General features: G+C 45.3%; 21 protein-coding genes. 12 read left to right on the top strand and 9 right to left on the bottom strand.

Features of this window, described 5'->3' with window-relative positions:
* Window positions 1–30: 30 nt before the first annotated feature.
* Window positions 31–1,275 carry a PucR family transcriptional regulator gene (locus H2R00_RS13125; protein ID WP_182069380.1) on the top strand — a complete coding sequence of 415 codons (1,245 nt, stop codon included), beginning with the start codon at window positions 31–33 and terminating at the stop codon, window positions 1,273–1,275.
* A gap of 37 nt (window positions 1,276–1,312) precedes the next feature.
* Here the strand turns inward: H2R00_RS13125 and H2R00_RS13120 are convergent, their stop codons facing one another.
* Complete coding sequence (locus H2R00_RS13120) at window positions 1,313–2,158, bottom strand: TIGR03943 family putative permease subunit (protein WP_182069378.1); 846 nt, start codon at window positions 2,156–2,158, stop codon at window positions 1,313–1,315.
* A 4-nt stretch (window positions 2,159–2,162) separates the two neighbouring features.
* Window positions 2,163–3,074, bottom strand: coding sequence for a permease (locus H2R00_RS13115; protein ID WP_182069376.1), 912 nt, complete (start codon window positions 3,072–3,074; stop codon window positions 2,163–2,165).
* Window positions 3,075–3,239: 165 nt separating this feature from the next.
* On the opposite strand from H2R00_RS13115, the gene H2R00_RS13110 reads away from it, so the two are divergent.
* From H2R00_RS13110 to H2R00_RS13100, 3 genes are all read left to right on the top strand, one after another.
* Window positions 3,240–4,196, top strand: coding sequence for an acetylxylan esterase (locus tag H2R00_RS13110; protein ID WP_182069374.1), 957 nt, complete (start codon window positions 3,240–3,242; stop codon window positions 4,194–4,196).
* An 87-nt stretch (window positions 4,197–4,283) separates the two neighbouring features.
* Window positions 4,284–4,712: a MarR family winged helix-turn-helix transcriptional regulator gene (locus tag H2R00_RS13105; protein ID WP_154996983.1), complete on the top strand. Its 429-nt coding sequence runs from the start codon at window positions 4,284–4,286 to the stop codon at window positions 4,710–4,712.
* Complete coding sequence (locus H2R00_RS13100) at window positions 4,703–5,044, top strand: DUF3147 family protein (protein ID WP_182069372.1); 342 nt, start codon at window positions 4,703–4,705, stop codon at window positions 5,042–5,044. Before H2R00_RS13105 ends, H2R00_RS13100 begins: the two co-directional genes overlap by 10 nt.
* A gap of 140 nt (window positions 5,045–5,184) precedes the next feature.
* On the opposite strand, the gene H2R00_RS13095 is transcribed toward H2R00_RS13100, so the two are convergent.
* From H2R00_RS13095 to H2R00_RS13085, 3 genes are all read right to left on the bottom strand, one after another.
* Entirely contained in the window at window positions 5,185–5,697 is a 513-nt protein-coding gene (locus tag H2R00_RS13095; protein WP_154996972.1) for a hypothetical protein, read from the bottom strand.
* Between the two features lie 347 nt (window positions 5,698–6,044).
* Window positions 6,045–6,728 (bottom strand): amino acid ABC transporter permease, encoded by a 684-nt coding sequence (locus H2R00_RS13090; protein ID WP_182069370.1) that lies wholly within the window; start codon window positions 6,726–6,728, stop codon window positions 6,045–6,047.
* 11 nt (window positions 6,729–6,739) lie between these two features.
* A complete protein-coding gene (locus H2R00_RS13085; RefSeq protein ID WP_182069369.1) occupies window positions 6,740–7,615 on the bottom strand; it encodes a transporter substrate-binding domain-containing protein in 876 nt (291 codons plus the stop codon).
* 183 nt (window positions 7,616–7,798) lie between these two features.
* Between H2R00_RS13085 and H2R00_RS13080 the strand changes: the two genes are divergently transcribed.
* The 3 genes from H2R00_RS13080 to H2R00_RS13070 all read left to right on the top strand — a co-directional run bounded on the left by H2R00_RS13080 (window position 7,799) and on the right by H2R00_RS13070 (window position 10,678).
* Entirely contained in the window at window positions 7,799–8,350 is a 552-nt protein-coding gene (locus H2R00_RS13080) for an NAD(P)H-dependent oxidoreductase (RefSeq protein WP_182069368.1), read from the top strand.
* Between the two features lie 96 nt (window positions 8,351–8,446).
* The gene (locus H2R00_RS13075) at window positions 8,447–9,172 is read left to right on the top strand and encodes an AAA family ATPase (protein ID WP_182069367.1); all 726 of its coding nucleotides are present in this window, start codon (window positions 8,447–8,449) and stop codon (window positions 9,170–9,172) included.
* A 69-nt stretch (window positions 9,173–9,241) separates the two neighbouring features.
* Window positions 9,242–10,678, top strand: coding sequence for a glycoside hydrolase family 1 protein (locus tag H2R00_RS13070; protein ID WP_154995497.1), 1,437 nt, complete (start codon window positions 9,242–9,244; stop codon window positions 10,676–10,678).
* Between the two features lie 40 nt (window positions 10,679–10,718).
* Here H2R00_RS13070 and H2R00_RS13065 read toward each other — a convergent pair whose 3' ends face one another.
* The gene (locus H2R00_RS13065; protein ID WP_154995495.1) at window positions 10,719–11,117 is read right to left on the bottom strand and encodes a competence protein ComJ; all 399 of its coding nucleotides are present in this window, start codon (window positions 11,115–11,117) and stop codon (window positions 10,719–10,721) included.
* Between the two features lie 17 nt (window positions 11,118–11,134).
* A complete protein-coding gene (locus H2R00_RS13060) occupies window positions 11,135–11,581 on the bottom strand; it encodes a NucA/NucB deoxyribonuclease domain-containing protein (RefSeq protein WP_182069366.1) in 447 nt (148 codons plus the stop codon).
* 268 nt (window positions 11,582–11,849) lie between these two features.
* Between H2R00_RS13060 and H2R00_RS13055 the strand changes: the two genes are divergently transcribed.
* Window positions 11,850–12,053 carry a hypothetical protein gene (locus tag H2R00_RS13055; protein ID WP_128814219.1) on the top strand — a complete coding sequence of 68 codons (204 nt, stop codon included), beginning with the start codon at window positions 11,850–11,852 and terminating at the stop codon, window positions 12,051–12,053.
* Between the two features lie 5 nt (window positions 12,054–12,058).
* A complete protein-coding gene (locus H2R00_RS13050; RefSeq protein ID WP_182069365.1) occupies window positions 12,059–12,862 on the top strand; it encodes a serine/threonine protein kinase in 804 nt (267 codons plus the stop codon).
* A gap of 19 nt (window positions 12,863–12,881) precedes the next feature.
* On the opposite strand, the gene H2R00_RS13045 is transcribed toward H2R00_RS13050, so the two are convergent.
* Window positions 12,882–14,585: a methyl-accepting chemotaxis protein gene (locus H2R00_RS13045; RefSeq protein ID WP_182069363.1), complete on the bottom strand. Its 1,704-nt coding sequence runs from the start codon at window positions 14,583–14,585 to the stop codon at window positions 12,882–12,884.
* Window positions 14,586–14,702: 117 nt separating this feature from the next.
* A complete protein-coding gene (locus tag H2R00_RS13040; protein WP_182069361.1) occupies window positions 14,703–15,443 on the bottom strand; it encodes a ribonuclease YeeF family protein in 741 nt (246 codons plus the stop codon).
* Window positions 15,444–15,846: 403 nt separating this feature from the next.
* Between H2R00_RS13040 and H2R00_RS13035 the strand changes: the two genes are divergently transcribed.
* Genes H2R00_RS13035 through H2R00_RS13025 form a run of 3 tightly spaced genes read left to right on the top strand, consistent with a single transcriptional unit; the run spans window position 15,847 to window position 20,983 of the window.
* Window positions 15,847–17,901 carry a hydantoinase/oxoprolinase family protein gene (locus H2R00_RS13035; protein WP_182069359.1) on the top strand — a complete coding sequence of 685 codons (2,055 nt, stop codon included), beginning with the start codon at window positions 15,847–15,849 and terminating at the stop codon, window positions 17,899–17,901.
* A gap of 2 nt (window positions 17,902–17,903) precedes the next feature.
* Window positions 17,904–19,898, top strand: coding sequence for a hydantoinase B/oxoprolinase family protein (locus H2R00_RS13030; protein WP_182069357.1), 1,995 nt, complete (start codon window positions 17,904–17,906; stop codon window positions 19,896–19,898).
* Between the two features lie 2 nt (window positions 19,899–19,900).
* The gene (locus H2R00_RS13025; RefSeq protein WP_182069355.1) at window positions 19,901–20,983 is read left to right on the top strand and encodes an ABC transporter substrate-binding protein; all 1,083 of its coding nucleotides are present in this window, start codon (window positions 19,901–19,903) and stop codon (window positions 20,981–20,983) included.
* The last annotated feature ends 8 nt before the right edge of the window (window positions 20,984–20,991 follow it).

Here is a 20,991-nt window from a genome sequence, read left to right as displayed (position 1 = left end):
ATTAAGTTAAAAACGAGTAGGAGAAAGGATATGGAAGAGCTATTAGAACAAGTTGTTTCTCTTTCAAACATTAATGAGATCATTGACTTTATCAGCGGCGAGCTGAAAAAGCCGGTCATACTGGAAAGCGCAGATTTTTTCTTATTAGCTTATAACTCCTATTATATTAACCATTTTGATGCAGCAAACCAGCAAACGATTTTCTCCAAAAAATGTCCGCTGCCGATCTTTGAAAAATTCGTCGAAGAAGGCATTATTGATCAATTGAAAACGACTCCGACTCCCTTTCGGGTAAAACAGATTGAAGAAATCGGCTTAAACCAGCGGGTTGTCGTCAGCGCCAAGCATAAAGACGAAATTATGGGCTATATCTGGGTGCAGGAGATTGAAGACAACCTGTCTGATGAAGAGCTCGATTTCTTATACCAAGCTTCCTTTCATGTCGGGAAGATCATTTATAAGAAAAAACGCCTCAAACAAGAAAAAGAAGAACAGGCGGAAGAGCTTTACAAAAAGGCAATTAACGATCAGTTTCAAACGGAAAAAGAGCTGAAAGCCGCCGCCGATAAGGCAAGCGTTGTCCTGCCGGCTGTGTTTACGGTCATGGTGCTTCAAGTCGTTGACGGGGAGGATGAACTGCTCGAAGATCTGAAGGAAACGATCCGGTCTTATTTAAACCTGAAAGATAACATCAGTCACGTATTGGAGGATCATTCGAATATCGCCATCATTGTCGGCAGTGTGTCGCGCAAGCGTTCCGCGCTGGCCGCGGCCTCAGAACTGATCAACCGTCTGTTGACCCATCTGCGCTCACAAATGCTGCCCCTTATTTTGATCGGGGTCGGCAATGAGTACAGCAGCCTGCTGTCCCTTGGCAGAAGCTACAGAGAGGCGCTCCAAGTGACGAAAGCAGCGGAAATCACGGGAAGCCAGGAACATATTCCCTATGAATATCAAAAGCTCGGGCTTTTCAAATATCTTGACCAAATCGCCGCAAAAAACGATCATCTGCAATATGTAAATCCGGACCTTCAGCTGCTGAAAGAAAAAGATAAAGAAAGCCACACCGAATTTTTAAGAACGCTTGAAATCTATCTCGTCAACAACTGCAAGGTCAAACCATCCGCAGAACAGCTGTTCATCCACCAAAACACGCTCAATTACCGCATTAAACAAATATTAGAAATGACATCGATCGATCTCAATGATTTTAATACAAGATGTCAATTGTTTATCGATTTAATGCTGATGAAGAAAGCAGGCTACAAATCGTAAACAGGAAAAGAAAAGCTGGCACATAAAGTGCCGGCTTTTAATATGTCCGATAAACATAAGGATCTTTCGGTTCTTTTATTGTAGACCAATCCTTCACTTTCAGCACGGGGATCGTAGATTTGAAAGGCTGATAGTATTCGGAAGACAGCGTTCCTTTTACATGAAGCCACTGGTCGTCTTTAATATCCATATTTTCAGGGAACTCGACCAGCATGCCGTAGACTCCCGAGTCGGCGATGCAATGAATGATTCCGAAGCGGAGGACAAACAGCTGTTTGTCACTGATCGCTTCCCCTTTAAAAGCAAAGCCGTCGAACTCGATCGTTCGGTCAAGGAATTCTCCCGGATATTGGTATATCGTTTCCATGCCCTTCAAAAAATCATCGTCTTTTAATGTAATATGCTGTTTTGTTTTATAATTTTTCAGCGCTTTATTCATCAATTCATCGTACCCTTCTTCGCCGTAGTAGATGCTTGTGTCAGGGCGCAGGTATTGGGTTTGGGCATAATGCTCCGGCTGTTCGATCGCTTTGAACGAGAAGCCCTTCGACTTGACGATATTGGAATCGAGCGTCGCTGCCGGCAGAAAAAGTCCGGTGCATAAAGGGAAGATGAACACGAAATAAATAAACATTCTTTTCAGAAAAGGCTTATCTTTTTCATGATCGTGATCATGGCTGCATCCGCAGTCGTGGTCACACCCTTTTTCATCCGAGCCTTTCATATAAATGTAGAATTGCACTGCTGTCAAAATGGCCAGAAGAAAAATAGCGATGTATGAAAGGTAAGCGTATTTCATATTAATATATTTTGTCAGATTGCCGGATGCATGAAGATGAAAAAAGAAAAATGTAAACAACATTAAAATGAATGTGCGAAACATGTTCTCACCCCTTTACCAACAGTGATCCGGCTAAGACAATAACGGCGATGTAGGCGATTAAGACAAACACAAAGCGCTTTTTGAAGATGCCGAGCATCATCAGCAGATTTTTGATGTCCACCATCGCTCCGAATACAAGAAAGGCGATGAGGGAGCCGAGTGAAAACGTGCTGCTGAAAGAAGAAGCAATAAAAGCGTCGACCTCTGAACAAAGGGACAGCACAAATGAAAGCCCCATCATAACGAGGGAGGAAGAAACATTATTTTGCCCGATCGCTAAAAGGGTCGATGTTTTAATATACGTCTGCATCGCTGCTGCGACAAATGCGCCGATGATCAAATATTTTCCGACTGAGAAAAACTCGTCAACTGCATGGCGGAGCGTCCCGCCGAGCTTTTGCAGGAAAGACTGGCTCGCATGGCCATGGTGGTGATGGCCGTGCGTCCCGTTTTCGATCAGCTGATTCCCTTTAAATTGATAAGAGATGATCAGCCCGGCAATAAGAGACACCGCAATCGCCAACCCGCCGCGATAGAACACAACATCCCATTTGTTCCCGAAAGCGATGAATGTCGAGAATAAAACAATCGGATTGATGATCGGGGCCGTTAGCATGAAGGCGACCGCTGCGTGAAGAGGCACTCCCTTTAAAAGCAGCCTGCGGGCAATCGGAACGATGCCGCACTCGCAAGCCGGAAACAATACCCCGGCAAATGTCCCTGACAAAACGGCGAGAAATCGGTTTTTTGGAATGATTCTCGCCATCATCTCCTCTGTTACAAACATTTGAATCAAACCTGATATAAAAACCCCGATTAAGACGAACGGAATCGCTTCTATTAATATACTGATAAATATTGAGTTCAGCTGCAGAAAGGATTGTGAAACCACAAAAAAACCTCCGCGCAAATGCATATTTTTAGTTACAATCTAGCATTATAACATAAATTGAAAAAGCGGTTTTGTGCGGCGGGGTTCAGATAATGGGAGGCGCAGGAGTGACAGAATTAATACACAGCCTTGAAGGGTAATGTTATGATAAGAATATTCAAAAAATGAAAAGAAGAGGGGAAAGACAAGATGCAGCAGCCTTATGATATGCCGCTAGAACAGCTTTATCAGTATAAACCTGAACGGACGGCACCGTCCGATTTCAAAGAGTTCTGGAAGGGTTCATTGGAGGAATTGGCAAATGTAAAAGCGGAGCCTGAGCTTGAACCGCATGAATATCCGGCTGACGGGGTAAAAGTCTACTGGCTTACATACAAAAGCATCGGAGGAGCGCGAATCAAAGGCTGGTACGCAGTACCCGACCGCCAAGGACCGCATCCTGCGATCGTCAAATACCACGGCTATAACGCCAGCTATGACGGAGACATCCACGATATTGTCAATTGGGCTCTTCACGGCTACGCGGCATTCGGTATGCTGGTCCGCGGGCAGAACAGCAGTGAAGATACAGAGATCTCTCTTCACGGAAATGTACCAGGCTGGATGACAAAAGGAATCCTCGATCCGAAAACATATTACTACAGAGGGGTCTATTTAGATGCCGTACGAGCAGTCGAAGTGGTCAGCGGTTTTGCTGAAGTCGATGAAAAGCGGATCGGAGTGATCGGGGCAAGCCAAGGAGGCGGGCTGGCCGTCGCGGTTTCGGCGCTGTCCGGTATTCCAAAAGCAGCCGTGTCCGAATACCCTTATTTAAGCAATTTTCAACGAGCGATCGATACAGCGATCGACCAGCCTTATCTCGAAATCAACTCCTTTTTCAGAAGAAACACCAGCCAGGATATTGAACAGGCGGCCATGCATACCCTGTCTTATTTCGATATCATGAACCTTGCCCAAGAGGTCAAAGCGCCCGTTCTCATGTCGATCGGACTGGTTGACACCATCACACCGCCATCTACCGTCTTTGCGGCTTACAATCACTTGGAAACGGATAAAGAAATAAAAGTGTACCGTTATTTTGGACACGAATACATCCCGCCGTTCCAAACAGAAAAGCTGGCGTTTTTGAGAAAGCATCTGAAATGAATAAAAGTGAACACCCGGTGAAGCCGGGGTTTTTTTATGTCTTGATTTAAGAATATATCGTATTATAAGATATAATTAGAGAGGATGATGAAAGTGAATACGGAACAAATTATAGAAGTGATGAATCAGGACTGGACGGATATTTACTACCATCTGCACACAAAACATGATGATCATTTATCTCACCAAGCTGTTCGGATGCTTCAGCATATCGAAAAAAACCGCTTTGTGACCATTGGCCATTTAGCAGAATTATTGGATGTCTCTCATAATACGGCATCAGAACATGTGAAAAGACTTATACAAAAAGACCTTGTACGGAAAAAAAGGGACAGCAGTGATGAACGCAAAGTCTATGTCACGTTAACGCCTGAAGGTGAAGAAGCAGTGAAACGGCATACGAGACTTAATCCGAAAAAACTGCAAAAGGTGCTGGAGCAATTAAATAAGGAAGAAGTTGAAATGATTAAAACGGCATTTTCCTTGTTAAGCCGGGAGGCAAAATCATGTTTTTAATAGTGAAAATCGGGGTGTCTGCAATATTGATCGCCATTATAACCGAAATTGCACGAAAATCGCCTGAAATGGGCGGAATAATTGCGGCTTTGCCGCTTGTCAGTCTGCTCAGTTTATTGTGGCTGAGTGTACAAGGGGAATCTTTGAAGCATTTAAGCCAATTTGCGAAAGGCGTGCTATGGGGGTTTCCCGCCACGGCGGTTCTCCTTTTGATCGTGGTTTTGAGTTTGAAAGCATCATTCCCGGTTATCATTTCTGTTGTATTTGGAATATGCGGATGGGGCGGGTGTTTAATGCTACAAAAAGCTCTCATTGGTGCGATATTCGGGTGAAAGGCGGAATGTCCTTTCGAATGGAATAAGAAGCTGCCTGTGCTGCCGCACAAGCAGCCTAAGAAGGCTCGATGGCGGGATGGGCTTGAACCAGGCAGAAAGCGATCGGAGAGCGGAGTAATCATCCCTATATGAGACTATCACATATAAAGCCTGGAGTAGTAAATCATCCTCGCCGGAAAAGGAGCGTCCCGGTATGGCCCGTCGGGCGGGATGGATGTCGACAGAAATCTGAAATAATTGCTCCAGAGTACTTTTAAGTTTACCGGATATGTCTGGACGGTTTCAGGAGCGAGTTCGTAGGAGAATGCTTGAGCTTTAGATTGACTGATCATAAACTTTTGATATTCTCCGTTTTGAAAGTAATATAAATAGCCTTTTAAACGATGCGCTTCCTGGTTGACCAAAGAGATATACAGGTCTTCTCGGCCGGTTTTTTCAACAGGGTTTCCTGCTTTGTCAGACAGATAAATCAATCCCGTTTGTGATGCGCTTCCGCTGTTCGTTTGACAGTTAACGGGTTCAATATAAGCAGGGTGTGCCAAGAGCCGGTCAGGATGCAGAGCATGTGAAATCAATTCAAAATAGTAGGGCGCTACATAGTCGGCATCCCGATTCCATTTGCAATCGCGCTCAGCCTTTGGATCGAACATGAAAGTCTGGGTGATGATATAAACGATATGTCTGCCTGCGGGAACATGCTGGAGCCTGATGTTGATTTCCTTGGACGAATGAGCGGGGACGATGGATGGAAAGGTTTGCGAGGGCCGGTCATTTCCTTCAAAGAAGACGGATATATGAATGCGGTCTTCTGCATTCGTATGGTTGCAGTAGACGTATGATGCTTGGAAATGGCCTGACGGGTCTGTTTGATAGCTTAATTTGTTTCTGTCGATCGTATAAAGGTTTTCTGCGTGAAAATGAGTTGATCCGATGATATGGATAGTACCGCCTCCGTTTCACAGTATGGTAAGCCGCCGGAGCACCCGGCAGCTTCTTGCTATTTTTTGATATAGACCTCTGTCCGCTTTTCCAGGAAATCCTGGAGCAAAGCGATCGCCGAGCAAACGGCCCAGTAAATCAAGGCAACTAAAATATACATCGTCATATAGTCGAATTCCCGCCCGCCGACGATTTTTGCCTGTTGAAACAATTCAGGCACGGTAATCATGGCGGCCAGGGAAGACGCTTTAACGAGATCAAGCATTACGTTTGCAAGAGGCGGGAGCGCAATTCTAACCGATTGAGGGACAATCACATGGCGCATCGTCTGCCAGTAGGAAAACCCGATCGATTTTGCAGCGTCCCACTGCCCTCTGTCAACAGACGACAGGGCAGAGCGGATAATCTCGGCAATGTATGCGGCGCTGTTGATGCTGAAGCCAATTAAGGCAGCAGTCAAAGCCGTAAACTGGATTCCGATATAAGGAAAACCGAAATAAAGGATAAATAGAATGACCAGGATCGGAACGCCTCTCATAAACGAGATATAGATTCTTGCCGGCCAACGAAGCAAAGCGATCCCGGACATACGCCCAAGCGCGATGAAAAAACCGAGAATTAAACCGGCAAACATGCTCGCAAAAGAAATTAAAAGCGTATTCCATATGCCTTGCATCACATAAGGAAAAGATTTCGCAGCCAATTCTGCATTAAAAATATACTCCCATTGAATAGAGCCCAATTTACATCCCTCTATTTATTCACATCGACATCGATATAGTCGATATCCTGCTTTTTCGAAACATCGGCACCGCCGAAAAACTTTTTCGAAATCTTTTTGATTGTGCCGTCCTTCAGCATTTCGTCAATCGTTTTGTCGAATTGCTTTTTAAGTTCAGTGTTTCCTTTTTTCATGATCATGCCTTGCTGATGCGGATAGTATTTAAGATCGGGATGAATAGTCAGATCCAGATCAGGCATTGCGGCGAGCGCGAGCTTTTGAAGGTAGTAGTCGTTTAAGATGACGTCGGTTCTTCCATTCGCTACATCCTTTAAAAATTGGTCATTTGTTGCGTTGTCGTAAATGACTTCCTCTGCTCCGTATTTGCGTGCGATATCCATGTAAACTGTCGTAGCTGCACCAGCGGCTTTCTTTCCCTTTAAGTCCTCAAGCGAGTGGATGCCTGATAAGTCTTTTTTGCGGACGATAGCCGTTCCGAATGAATATTTATAAGGCATAGAGAACAAAAACTTTTCTTTGCGGTCGTCTGTCATTGTAATATCGTTGGCGGCAGCGTCGACTTGTCCGCTCCCCACCGCCGTCAGCATACCGTCAAAGCCCATTTCTTTAAATTCAACATTCAGGTCGAGTCGTTTAGCCGCTTCCCGAATCACTTCAACTTCGTAGCCGGTCAGCTTGTCCTTGCCGGAATCAGTGTCATGATATGAAGTGGGGTAAAGGGTTCCCGAAGTCGCTACAACGATCTTCCCTTTTTCCTTTATCTCATCCCAGGCTGTTTTTTGGTTTTCAGCCTTATTTTGAGCTGTGCTGCATGCAGCTGTTATAAGAGCAAGCGCTAACACTGTTATCCACAATGTAATGCGCTTATACGTATGCAATTTGTTCACTTAAACAATCCTCCTATTCCTTTAGTCAAGTAAACCATAGCACTGAAGTAGGGATTAGGCAATAAGATAATTAGTATTGGGAAAAAATAAAATAATTGATTGTGCAACCTGCTTTACTTTTTAAGGTGAAAGATGGAATCATAAAGGTATTGGCAAATTGAAACATAAGGAGGATCAGAAAAGATGAAAAATATTTTAATCATCAACGGACATGAAGCCTATCCCCATGCAAGGGGACAGCTCAATCACACTATTTTTACAGCGATGGCGGACAAGCTGGGCGAAAAATATGAGGTGAAAAAAACAGTGGTGGCAGACGGCTATCAAATCCCGGAGGAACACGAGAAATTCAAGTGGGCTGATGCCGTTATTTATCAGACGCCTGTTTACTGGTTCAGCGTTCCTGCTTTATTTAAAAAATATATTGATGAAATTTATGAGTACGGGCTTTTTTATCAAGGGTCTGAAGACTACGGCAGAGGCGGGCTGTTTACCGATAAAAAGTATATGTTTTCAACCACATGGAACGCGCCGAAGGAAGTCTTCTCCAAAACGGGGACATTCTTCGAAGGTAAAAGCCTTGATGAAGCGCTGTTTCATTTGCACAAAATGCAGGAATTCGTCGGCATGAAGCCTTTAAAAACATTCTCTGTCCATGATGTCATCAGCAATCCGCAAGTGGATCAATATTTAGCTGACCTGGACGCTCATTTAAAAGAAGTATTTTCGATTTAAGTCAAGAGGTTTGTGCACAAGCGCAAACCTCTTTTTTTCGTTTTCCTCTAAGAAAACGTGATACAGTTGAGTAAAAGCAAAGCAGGGGGTGTTCGCATGTTTTTAAAAAAGCTGACTTTACTTCGAGAAGAAGTTCCTTCTTATGCAAAATATCCATTTTCAATTCCTGCTATTCAACATTTAAATGAACTGACGTTTCAAAAAAACGTAACATTTTTTGTCGGGGAAAACGGATCGGGCAAATCGACGCTGCTTGAAGCAATCGCAGATAAATGCGAATTTAACACGGCTGGCGGGGGAAGAAATAATACATATGAAGTATACGGCTCCGGATCGGCTCTAGGAGACTATATCAGATTGTCGTGGCTTCCCAAAGTAACAAACGGCTTTTTCCTTCGCGCTGAATCTTTCTATCATTTTGCCACTCATATTGATGAAGTGGATATCACAGGTTTTCGCAGCTACGGAGGCAGATCTCTTCACGAGCAATCGCACGGCGAATCTTTTTTATCGCTTTTCAAGCATCGTTTTAAAGAAAAGGGAATCTATCTTCTCGATGAGCCTGAAGCTGCTTTATCCCCGGCAAGACAGCTGGCATTCCTGAAAATCATTCATGATTTGACGAAATCCAGCCAGGCTCAGTTTATCATCGCCTCCCATTCCCCCATTTTATTAGGGTATCCGGAAGCTGAAATCTTCAGTTTTGATGGTGAGCAAATCGCTGAAGTGAACTATGAGGATACGGATCATTACACCTTAACCAAGTATTTTCTTCAGCATCGGGAAAAGCTTCTGGCGGAGCTGTTTTTAGATGATGTTTGATCTGAAACGCGTTTCATAGAATATGATAAGAAGCATCCGGATCAAAATACGAAACAGGAGTTGAGCCATATGATTCATCAGCGACTACGCCCATTTCCAGACCATTTCTTATGGGGATCAGCATCAGCAGCCTATCAGATCGAAGGAGCCTGGAATGAAGACGGCAAAGGCCTCTCGGTTTGGGATGTGTTCACAAAGATTCCCGGAAAAACGTTTAAAGGAAGCAATGGAGACATTGCGGTTGACCATTACCACCGCTTTAAAGAAGATGTTGCTTTAATGGCCGAGATGGGGTTAAAAGCATACCGTTTTTCAGTCAGCTGGCCGAGAATTTTTCCGCAGGGCAGGGGAGAAGCCAATGAAGCGGGTTTGAGATTTTACGATGACTTGATCAATGAGCTCCTTGCTCATGATATTGAACCTGTTTTAACGCTTTATCATTGGGATCTTCCCCAGGCTTTAATGGATGAATACGGCGGCTTTGAATCCAGAAGAATTATAGAGGATTTCAATGCGTATTGCGTTACGCTCTATAAGCGGTATGGGGACAGGGTCAAATATTGGGTGTCCCTTAACGAGCAAAATTACAACTTTAATCACGGCTTTATCACAGCGATGCATCCTCCGGGTGTGAAGGATAGAAAACGCTTCTATGAGGCTAACCATATTGCATTTCTGGCGAATGCAAAGGCAATCGATTCTTTTCGCCGGTATGTTCCCGATGGAAAAATCGGACCTAGTTTTGCTTATTCGCCTGCATATCCGCTCTCCAGCCGTCCGGATGATATCCTCGCTTTCGAAAATGCCGAGGAATTCACAAATTATTGGTGGCTTGATGTGTATTGCCGGGGGACATATCCGGGCATTCCTTTGAAATATCTGAAGGAAAAAGGCTGGGCGCCGACAATTGAGGATGGGGATATGGAGCTTTTAGCAAAAGGAAAACCCGATTTTGTCGGTGTGAATTATTATCAAACCATCACATATGAAATGAATCCTCTTGACGGGGTATCGGAAGGAAAGATGAATACGACCGGCCAAAAGGGCAGCAACCAGGAAACAGGCATGCCCGGTTTATACAAAACAAAGAGGAACCCTCATCTTGAGACATCGAATTGGGATTGGGCCATTGATCCGATCGGTTTAAGAATCGGGCTTCGCAGGATTTCCAGCCGCTATGGGCTTCCGCTTTTCATAACAGAAAACGGGCTGGGGGAATTCGATAAGGTTGAAAATGACGGCGCGATTCATGATGATTACAGAATTGCCTACTTGCGTGCGCACCTTGAACAGTGCAGACAGGCTTTAAACGACGGAGTCGATTTAATCGGCTACTGCAGCTGGTCATTTACAGATTTATTGAGCTGGCTAAACGGCTATCAGAAAAGATACGGGTTTGTTTATATTAATCGTGATGAAGAGAATGTAAAGGACTTGAAGAGAATTAAAAAAGACAGCTTTTACTGGTACCAAAACGTCATTCAGACGAACGGGGAAGAGCTTTAGGATGAGGGCGCCGGATGAAACCGGCGCCTTTATCCGTTGTTCAAGCCTGTTTAAAATCGAGAATATAGGTGATCTTCGCAGTGCTGTTATGATCAGGCATTATCGTATAGCATGTCAGCTGATAGGCGCCTTGCGGGATGTCGCATGTCAATTTTTTGGATAGGACGCTTGCAATTTCGACCCCGTCATGAAGGACGTCGAAGGAAACGGTGACGCGCCTGTTAAAGGAGGGCACCTGTTCTTGGACATTCAAACGGACTTCTACTAAAGATGCCGTGTTATCGAGAGCTTCAAACGAGACCGCATGCTCTCCCGTCGTGTAGCCTCTTTTAATATCCTCGTCTGTCCAATCCATAACGGGCGGCTTTCCGCCTTTTTGATAAACGGTAAACTGATGGTATGACATCGTCATTTCTCGTGCTTCCCACTTTTTGATCAAAGACCGTACCTCCAGTGTTATTTAATCTTGAAAAGTACCTTCGTCCCATCCGGATAATCGCTTACCTGATTGCCCACCCAAGATCCTGCTCCGCGGTTATCAGACGGCCTGATATACTCGACGGAAGCACCTGTTCCGCCTTCTTCGCACATGGCCATCGGCCACTCGTCGCGGTCATAGCCTGATTTGGAAGGAACATCTTTTAATGAATCCTTTCTGCGTTCGTCGGCTCCGTCCCTGTCGATCGTACAGATTTCGGAATGCCCTTTTTTGATGGCTTTTCGAATGTGCGCGCCTGTTTCAGGATAGCGGTCCGAAGGAAAAATCAGCACTTCATCATAGTTTGAGCCGTTTTGCCGGCCAGTAGGCTGATGTTCTGAAGTAAAAAAGTCGCCAGATATAATGCCGATGATCACGACGGCGATGGCGAGCAAGGTGATCAGCAAAGATTTAATCTTGTCCATTCTTGTTGTCCTGCTTTCTTATAAGTTAAATCATTCGGTCGCAGCGGACCGGAAGTAAATACAACTTTATTATCGTAAAAATGATTTGAGAAATAAAGGGGAGATTAATAAGTTTTTCCACTTAAAATGCTGAATTTTCGTCTATCATATCGCCTTTTTTAAAAATTTTGCCGGTCATTTAGAAAGTTTTAGAGGTTCAAAATCTAAATTTCTCATATGAAAGAAAAACTTTCAGGCCCCCTTTATAAAGCCTTCCTGCGCGAATGATATGAAATACAAGACAGAAAAGGAGCTGATCGAGTTGCTTCGCAAGCTATTGAAGGCACTGCAAAACGGTAAAAACCGACGATACAGCAGCAGCGATTACGGACGGAAATCATACAAAAAATACAGCAGCAGCGATTATAAAAGAAAAGGGTACGGTCATCACCATTACAAAAGAAAGCATAAGAAATTTTTCGGCAGCAGCTAAATCGCGTGAAAATATTGATGAGATGGCTGTTTGACCGCCCGCTCAAAAAAGGAACTGTCTTGGAGGGGAGATATCGGATCCACCGTGTGCTCGGGATGGGCAGCTACGGCATCACATATCTTGCCGAAGAACTTGGGAGAGCCGGTTTCCGCGTCATTAAGCAACAGAGAAAAACAAAAGCATGGACATCAGCCGGACGGCAGTCTTTCAACCGTGAGGCTGAAATTTTGCGAGAATTGGATCTGGCTGCCGCGCCCCGTATATATGAGGTGCTTCAATCGGCCGGTGAGCGGTATATCGTAATGGAGTATATCGAAGGAAAAACGTTTGAAGATTTGCTCTTTTATGATGGGCGTGTCTTTGATGAACAGCAAACGATCAGCATATTGAAGGAAGTGCTTCACAGCGTTTCCCTTCTTCACAGGCGAGGAATTATTCACCGGGATTTGAGGATTCCAAATTTGATTGTGAATGGAGGAACGATCCGCATCATAGATTTCGGACTGGCATGCCGCCTGACTGAAAGAGAACGTGTTGATGACCGGCACCCGGAAAAAAAGCTGATGCGTGCTGTTTCAGTCAAAAGTGACTTTTATGCGTTAGGGCATTTCGCATTGTTTCTCCTCTACTCCGGGTTTACTCCGTCCAAGGAGGAAGAAAAATGCTGGGAAGAAGAGCTCAGCATATCGTCCGGGCTTAAATCTGTTCTGCGGAGGATGCTGCAGATTGATCCCCCGTATGAGCGTGCAGAAGATATTATCGGCGATTTGGCTTCCTGTGTGGCGAAAAAGAAGAAGCTGCCGTTTTAACGGCAGCCTTTATTCCCTGCTATTTCATTTTGACTTCCCCGATGAGCTGATGCAAATCTTCAGCCAGTTTGGAGAGTTCATTTGCAGAGGCGGTGACTTCTTCCATAGCCGCAAACTGCTCTTCTGTCAGACCTGCGACTTGTTGTGAATGATCTGAAGTTTCCTGGACTTCTTTTGAGATTGCTGCAAATGACGCTGTGATGTTTTGAATGCTTTGCGATATATGCTGAGCAGCGGAAGACAAGTCGGAAATTCTTACGCTGGACTCTTCCATTAAGTCAACAATAGATTCAAACGTCCTTTTGTTCTGTTCGATCATTTTGACGCCGTTGACCGCTTCCGTTTTCACTGTCATGATTGAATCGGTTGTGGTTGCGATTTCTGATTGAATCCCTGAAATGAGATGGGAGATCTGATTGGCTGATTGCTGCGACTGTTCGGCAAGACTGCGAACTTCTTCTGCAACGACGGCAAAACCTTTTCCGTGTTCTCCTGCTCTTGCAGCTTCTATTGAAGCGTTCAAGGCGAGCAGGTTGGTTTGATCGGCAATCTCCGTGATCGCTTTTGAAATGCTGCCGATTTCATGTGATCTTGTATTAAGCATTTCAATGATTTCTCCGCTTTCATGAACTGATTGATGCATTGTGTGAATTTGCTGCATCGTTTCGGAGATATCTTTTGCCCCCTGTTTTGCTTTTTCGCGGGCGTATTGGCTTTTCTCAGAAAGGACCGCAGCGTTTTCGGATATGTTTTGAATATCGGCGGAAGCTTGTTCAATGGCTTGTTTGCTGCCTGCTATCCCCGATGTCTGCATTTCGGACAAGCTTGCTACATGCTGGACGGCTTCGGTGATTTTTTCAGAAGCAAGGCTTGTTTCTTCAGCGCCAGATGTCAATTGATCAGAAGCCGCAGCTACACTGTGCGACGACTGTGAAATTTTTTGCATCAGACGGTTTAAGCTGTCATTCATTTGATTGAAATGATGTGACAAGTCGCCGAGTTCATCTGTCGAATCATCCTGGATCTCGGTCGTCAAGTTGCCGCTGCCCGCCTGTTCAAAAGCATGAGTCAGCATCCTGAGCCTTCTGTTGATGCTTTTGGTGAATACGAGGACAAGGAAAATGGAGATGATGATGGACGCAGTCAGAACGATAGCAAAAATTTTCAGGAACGATTGAAGAGTGCTTGTAATCATATCCTGGTTGGCCCCTGTATAAAAGATGCCGATAACTTCACCGCTCTTGTCCTTGATCGGCATATATGCCGTTTGATATGTTTTTCCCGCTACATCAGCTTTTCCATAAAAGTTTTTTCCTTCTTTTAAAACCGCATTTGCTACCTCCGAAGACACTTTCGTTCCGACAGCGCGTTTTCCGTCTACCGTTACATTTGTAGATACGCGAGTATCATATTGAAAGATGGTGACTGTATCTTTCGTATCATTGCCGATTTGATCAACGAGGTCTTCATTGCCGTTGATAAGGGTCGAACCTTTGTAAAGTCTGTCTTCTTTGACTTCCCAATCCCCTTCTAGAGACTCATTCAAATAACGGTAGCTCAATTTCAAATCGCTTTTGGCTTTTTCTGTCGCCATCTGTTCTAACTCTTTTGAAAGCTGATTGATAATGAAAATCCCGAGTGCTGACGAAAAGATCAAAATAACGGCCAACACGAGAAGATTGATTTTTGTCCCCAGTTTCAGCTTAAATCGTTTTTTCCTCACTGCTTTTCCCCCTTTTGCTTCACCTGTATATACAATATCGGTTAAAACGGGGGCGTTTTGACAAGATGAAAAAGAAAACCCCGTTTGTGATAACGGAGTTTTGGACGATCTGAAAGCCTAATGTCCATCTGGTTTTTCGGCTTTTCCTGTTTCATACTGTTTTTGTTTATTTGCGATGTAGCTTCTGGCCTCTTGATGCATACGATGTTTCAGTTTATAGACTTCACTGTTTTGATAGATATGTGAATTGTAGTTTAGCGGAGACGCATTTTTCCCTTTTCCTGTTGCGTCGATTAAGGCGGAATAGTCAGTCTGGATCATTTGCTCAATTTGCTCAGACGCCGAGTATTCTCTTTTGAGCAGCCCGTCAAGATCCTCGACAGCTTTAATCGTGTCTTTTCTGTTTTGGTTTGCAGCATCGAGCTGCTGTTTGATTTCATCAGATGAGAACGGCTGTAACGATATTAAATCATCAATCTGTCCTAAAATATTCGACAGCTCTTGTTGCTGTGCGGAGACCATGTTTTGAGAGTGAATGTGGACATTTGCAAGCTCCTGTTCAAGAAATTGAACATCAACGAATGTGTCCTCTGAAAGCCCGGCATTTTCGGCAGCCGCAGATACACCATTCAGAAACTGAATCTGCATATCGGCTAAATCCAGCCAGCCGTCTACGACCCCTGATTGGTCTCTGTAAAATGCTTTAATGGCATCGGCGCCTTTTCCTTGGAACTCATCAAGTTCAGCGACGCTGTTTAACGCTTTTTTTAAGCTGACGAGCTGTTCTCTCAAGTTTTTATATTCATCAGATCTTTGCTTCATAGCTGATATTAGGGTTTCCGCTTCGTAGACTTTCATTGGAAATCTGCCCTTCCTGCGACTTATTTAGTACAGAGTGTACCACTTTGTCATAGGGAATTGGGCAATAAATCCTGAATATCCATGAAAATGAATCTTTGTGATCAAATTCGCAAGCCCTTTGGGCTTTTGGTCGTAATAGATGACCTTTATTTTAGTAGTTAATTAGTCCTCTTTATGGCAGGATTGTGTCGTCGGACCGAAGAAAAGCGGAACACCAAAAATATGAAATACTGTGAACAACACAATTAAAAATGTGATTTTATGGTATCTTAAAATAAAATATTAAATAATAAAGACTTGGAATATTGTAATTAAACATAATTGACTACTTTCTCATGCTTGATTAGTATGATAGTAAAATATTTTAAAAAAAGGATATTTTTAAAAGGGGAGATCGGGATTGAATGAAGAAGGTTACCGGCTTGGAATTGATATTGGAGGAACTTTTACCGATCTTACATTGTTAAATCCAGCAGATGGAAGCATGACCGCAGTTAAAACGCCGACCGTTCCCGAAGATCCGGCCCAAGGGATCATCAACGGCTTGGCTCTCTTGAAAACCCGGGGTGTTCAGCCTTCAGAAATTCATCACTTTGTACACGGCATGACAATCGGTTTGAACACATTATTACAACGCAAAGGGGCTGATATTGCTTTATTCGTAACCGAAGGTTTCCGTGATATTCTTTCGCTCCAGCGCCTCCGGCTTCCGATACCCTACGATTTTAGATCGAGAATGCCGGAGCCTCTCATTCCCCGGAAAAACGTGTTTCCCATTCAAGAAAGAATGCTTTATGACGGTTCTGAAAAACTGCCGCTTCATATGGAAGAGATCGATGAGGCGGTTGGACAAGTTTTAAAAAAAGGCTTAAAAGGAATCGTTGTTTCTTTTTTGCACAGCTATCGGAATCCGCTCCATGAACGCCAGGCTGCAGAACGGATCAGACAAATAGCACCTGAGCTTGAGGTGGCAACGTCTGCGGAGCTCTGGCCGCAAATGAGGGAATACGAACGAACGGTTATGTCCGTCGCGAATCTATATATTAAACCGAATGTCCATCACTATTTTGGAACGCTGAAAGAGAGGCTTGCTCTGGAAGGAATTTCGGCGCAGCCGTTTATCACCCAGTCTAACGGAGGATTGATGGACATTGAATCGGCTGCTGAGGCACCTGTCAAAACGCTTTTTTCCGGACCGGCAGCAGGGGTCATCGGAGCCATCAGAACGGCGGAATCCGCAGGCGAGGTGAATATCATCACATTTGATGTCGGAGGAACTAGCGCGGATATTTCGATTGTTGAAGAAGGAGAGCCGACCTTTACCCAGTCAAATCAAATCTCGGGATTTCCGATTACGATTCCGTCTGTAGCGATGTATTCGATCGGTGCCGGCGGAGGATCGGTGGCATGGATTGACAGAGGCGGTCTCTTGAAAGTAGGACCGGAGTCAGTTGGCTCTGATCCGGGGCCGGCCTGTTACGGAAAAGGAACACAGGCCGCACTTACAGATGCGTTTCTCATATGTCATTATTTAAATCCAAACCGGTTTGCATCAGGAAATATGAAACTGTACCGGGAAAGATCCGAAAAAGCGTTCCTCCCAGTTGCCGAGTATTTAGGCACAGATGTGGAGCAGGCCGCGGATAAGATGATTCAGGTTGCGCTTGCCAATATGTACACGGAACTAAGCAATGTCATGGAGCAACACGGGTTTGACCCGCGTGAATTCAGCCTTATGGCTTTTGGAGGCGCAGGCCCGGTTACTGCTAATTTTTTGGCTGAGGAAATTCAGGCGAAAAATGTGCTGATCCCGCCGCATCCGGGAACTCTATCCGCTTTGGGCGCACTGACGGCTGATTTTATCTACGATGCTGTATGTTCAAGACAGGTGCTGCTTGAGCAAATAAAAACGGCTGAGTTAAAAGCGGAGTTTGTGAGGCTGCAAGAGCAAGCGGAAACATGGCTGCGGAAACAACAGGCGGACATGATGACGGAAACCTCTCTTCTTTACTTGCTTGATGCCCGTTATAAAGGTCAGGCGTACGAAATTGAGCTCCCTGTTTCACCGGAATGCCTGGAAGGCGAAAGTACGAGTGAAATTGCAGACTCCTTTCATCTCTTACATGGGAAGCAATATGGACACAGCGATGAGAAAGCAAGCATTGAATTGATGAATATGCGTGTCCGCATCATAGGCAAGACACCGAAGCCGCCAGGCGGAAAAGGATGTCAAAGTAATCTGCCCGAAGCTGAACCGGTCAGCCAAAGAAAGATCATCATGAAAGGCGGTACATATCAAGCCTCCGTATACCGTCGTTCAGATTTAAAGTGCGGACAGAGAATAAATGGGCCGGCCATTGTGGAGCAGGACGATACAACGACGCTGATTTTGCCAAATTGGAGCGGGAAAACCGATCATGCCGGAAATTTGATCATTGAACGGAAGGAGAGCTGACCATGCGCACAGATCCTGCTCGGCTTGAAATGATGAGAAGCTACTTTAACGCGATAGCCGCGGGAATGGGGCACGTTATTGAACGGACGTCCTTTACCACATTTGTAAAAGAATCAGCTGATTTCGCTACTGCGCTTGCAACGCCGGAAGGGGAATTTTTCGTTTATCCGAAAACGGTCGGCGTCACGATTTTTTTAGGGCTGTCATTAAAACGGGTCATCGAAGAAAGCGGCCCATTTGAACCGGGAGACATTATCCTCACAAACGATCCCTATACAACGGACGGACTGGCGACCCACTTGCCTGATATTCATGTGGTGAAGCCGATTTTCATGGAGGGCGAGGTCATCAGTTATGCATGGTGTTTTGTCCATTGCAGCGATGTCGGCGGTCTTGTCCCGGCAAGCATTTCGCCGACAGCGACAGACATCCATCAGGAAGGCCTGAGGATACCGCCGGTAAGGATTTACAAAGCGGGAAGAGAAAATCGCGATATATTGAATGTTTTGCGGGCAAACAGCAGGGTTCCCGATTTAAATGAAGGGGATATTCATGCGATGGTGGCCGCGGTCAATACGGCGGAGAATCGATTGACAGAGATGGTCGGAAAGTTTGGAAAAGAAGCGGTCCAACAAGGAATGGATGATTTGCTCGAACAATCAGCGATGAGAGCCGGCCGGGTTATGAGCAGGATTCCGGAAGGCACATACAGTTTTTCAGATTATCTTGATGACGATATGATTTCTGACGTTCCGATCCGCTTGGCTGTTACGGCAAATGTCTCGGGAGGGGAAATCACATTGGACTTTTCAGACTGTGATCCTCAGGTGAAAACCGCATTTAACCTTGTCACTAATGGAAGCAAACATTCATTTCTATACCAGGGCCTGATCAACTATATCATAAGTGAAGACCCGTATATTCCGATTAACGGGGGACTGACAAGGCCGATCAAAGTTATCGCTCCAAAGGGTACGCTCGTTCATCCGGAATATCCAGCGGCGGTCGGCATTCGTCATTCGATTACGATGAGACTTTATAATGCTGTACTGGGCGCTTTGGCCAAGGCGCTTCCGAAAGCTGTGCCTGCAGCAGGCGCCGGTCAGTCAGCGATTGTCGTACTGTCGGTTCCCGACGAATCAACGGGCGGCCGGAAGATGTCGGTGGTCGAACCGATGGGAGGCGGAGGAGGCGGCCAGCATGACATGGACGGAGCAGACGGAATTGACCATGCCTCCGGATTTTTGAAAAATACGCCGATTGAAAGCCTTGAACAGCATATTGACATCCATGTTCGCCGCTATGAGCTGATCAAAAATACCGCCGGAGCCGGTTTTCACAGGGGCGGCCATGCAATCGGGCTGGAGTTTGAAGCGGCGGTATCAGAATCCATTGTGACCGCAAGGGGGATGGAGAGGATGCGTTTTCATCCGTGGGGGCTCGCCGGGGGAACGGCAGGAGCGCTCGGGCGAGTGCGCCTTTATCCGGATCAGCCTCAGGAGAAAACGATTTCGAAGATCGACGTTCTAAAGCTCAACAAAGGGGATGTTATCAGCATTCATTCACCTGGCGGCGGAGGCTGGGGAAATCCCTTCAGCCGGGAAGCTGAATCGATTTTGAGAGAAGTTGAAGCGGGCTTGCTGAGCCCGGAAGCGGCCTATCGCCAATACGGCGCGGCTGTAAAAGAAAACGGTGCAGGCTCCTTCATTATTGATCTGGAAGAAACAGCTGAAATCAGAAAAAAGAAGGCAGGCGAACATCGGAAACAATGGGATTTCGGAATCGCCAGAGAAGAATACGAACGGCGCTGGACAGAGGAAGCCAGCAGCACATTGGCCCGGCTTCTGCGACAGCTTCCGGCTCATCAACGATCACATGTTAAACATTTAGTCCACCGTTATTTTTTAAAAGAATATAAAGGTCCGATCAGTAAAGGCGACGTTGCGGCCGCTGTGGAAAAACTGGCTGGCAAAAATAACACGGGAATGGTGAGATGACAATGAAAAGTAAAATTTCTGCTTTATTTATTCTGTCTCTTGTATCGGTGATCCTCCTTTCGAGCTGCGGCGGAAACGGAAGTCAGGAAAGCAAACAATCAGATACAGTCGTTATCGGAGTCTATGGGGGCGATTGGGAAAAACATATCAAGCCGAGCCTTGAATCTTTTGAAAAAGAAACAGGGCTGAAGGTCAAAGTCGTCGCAGGGACAGACTCTGAGTGGTTCACAAAGCTCAAAGCATCGAATGGCAGAAATGCTCCGTATGATCTCTTAATCCTGCAGCCGGATACGATTCACAGGGCACAGTCGGCGGGATTGCTGGCGCCGATTGATCAGGAAAAGGTTCCGAATGTCCGCGATCTGTACCATTCAGTTCAGAAACGCTTCACCGATGATGGAAAGCAGTATGCGGCCGGTTTCAGTATGGGACAGCTCGGAATTGTCTACCGAAAGGATCTTGTACCACAGGAGCCTAAGCGCTGGACGGATCTTTGGAACAGCAGCTATAAAGGTCATGTGGCCATATCATCGCCGGCTTATTCGGCGGGACTTCAGTTTTTTGTAGGATTAATCAATGCCCAGGGCGGCCTGGAGTCAAATGGGAAAGACGTGGATAAAGCGTTCAACAGTTTGGCGGATTTAAAGAACAACTTAACGGCCTATCCAGATAATCCGGGCTCGATACAAACGCTTCTGGAACGCGGGGATGCATGGGTTGTTCCGTTTTGGGACGGACGCGCTTTTTCTTTGCAGGATGCCGGTCTTGACCTGGGATTTGCGTACCCTGAGGAAGGTGCAGTCGCAGCAGTTGCAAGCTGGGCTTTAGTGAAGGGAAGTCCTAATCAGGATAACGCATACAAGCTGTTGAATCATCTGCTCAGTCCAGAAGTGCAAGGAGATTTTGCCGATAGAACGTTTTACGGCATGGCCAATAAAAAAGTGAAATACAGCGATAAATTAAAAGGAAAGATCAAAGTAGGGGAGGACTATTACAGGAATTTAAAATGGGTTGACTATGAAGTTGCTGCAAAAGATCTAGGCGATTGGACAAATCGCTGGAATCAAGTACTTGGCGGAAAATAGGTGACAAA

The sequence above is a fragment of the Bacillus haynesii genome (genome assembly GCF_014042035.1).
Lineage (GTDB): Bacteria > Bacillota > Bacilli > Bacillales > Bacillaceae > Bacillus > Bacillus haynesii.
Note: the sequence above shows the minus strand (reverse complement) of the source record. Positions and strands in the feature narration are given on the sequence as shown.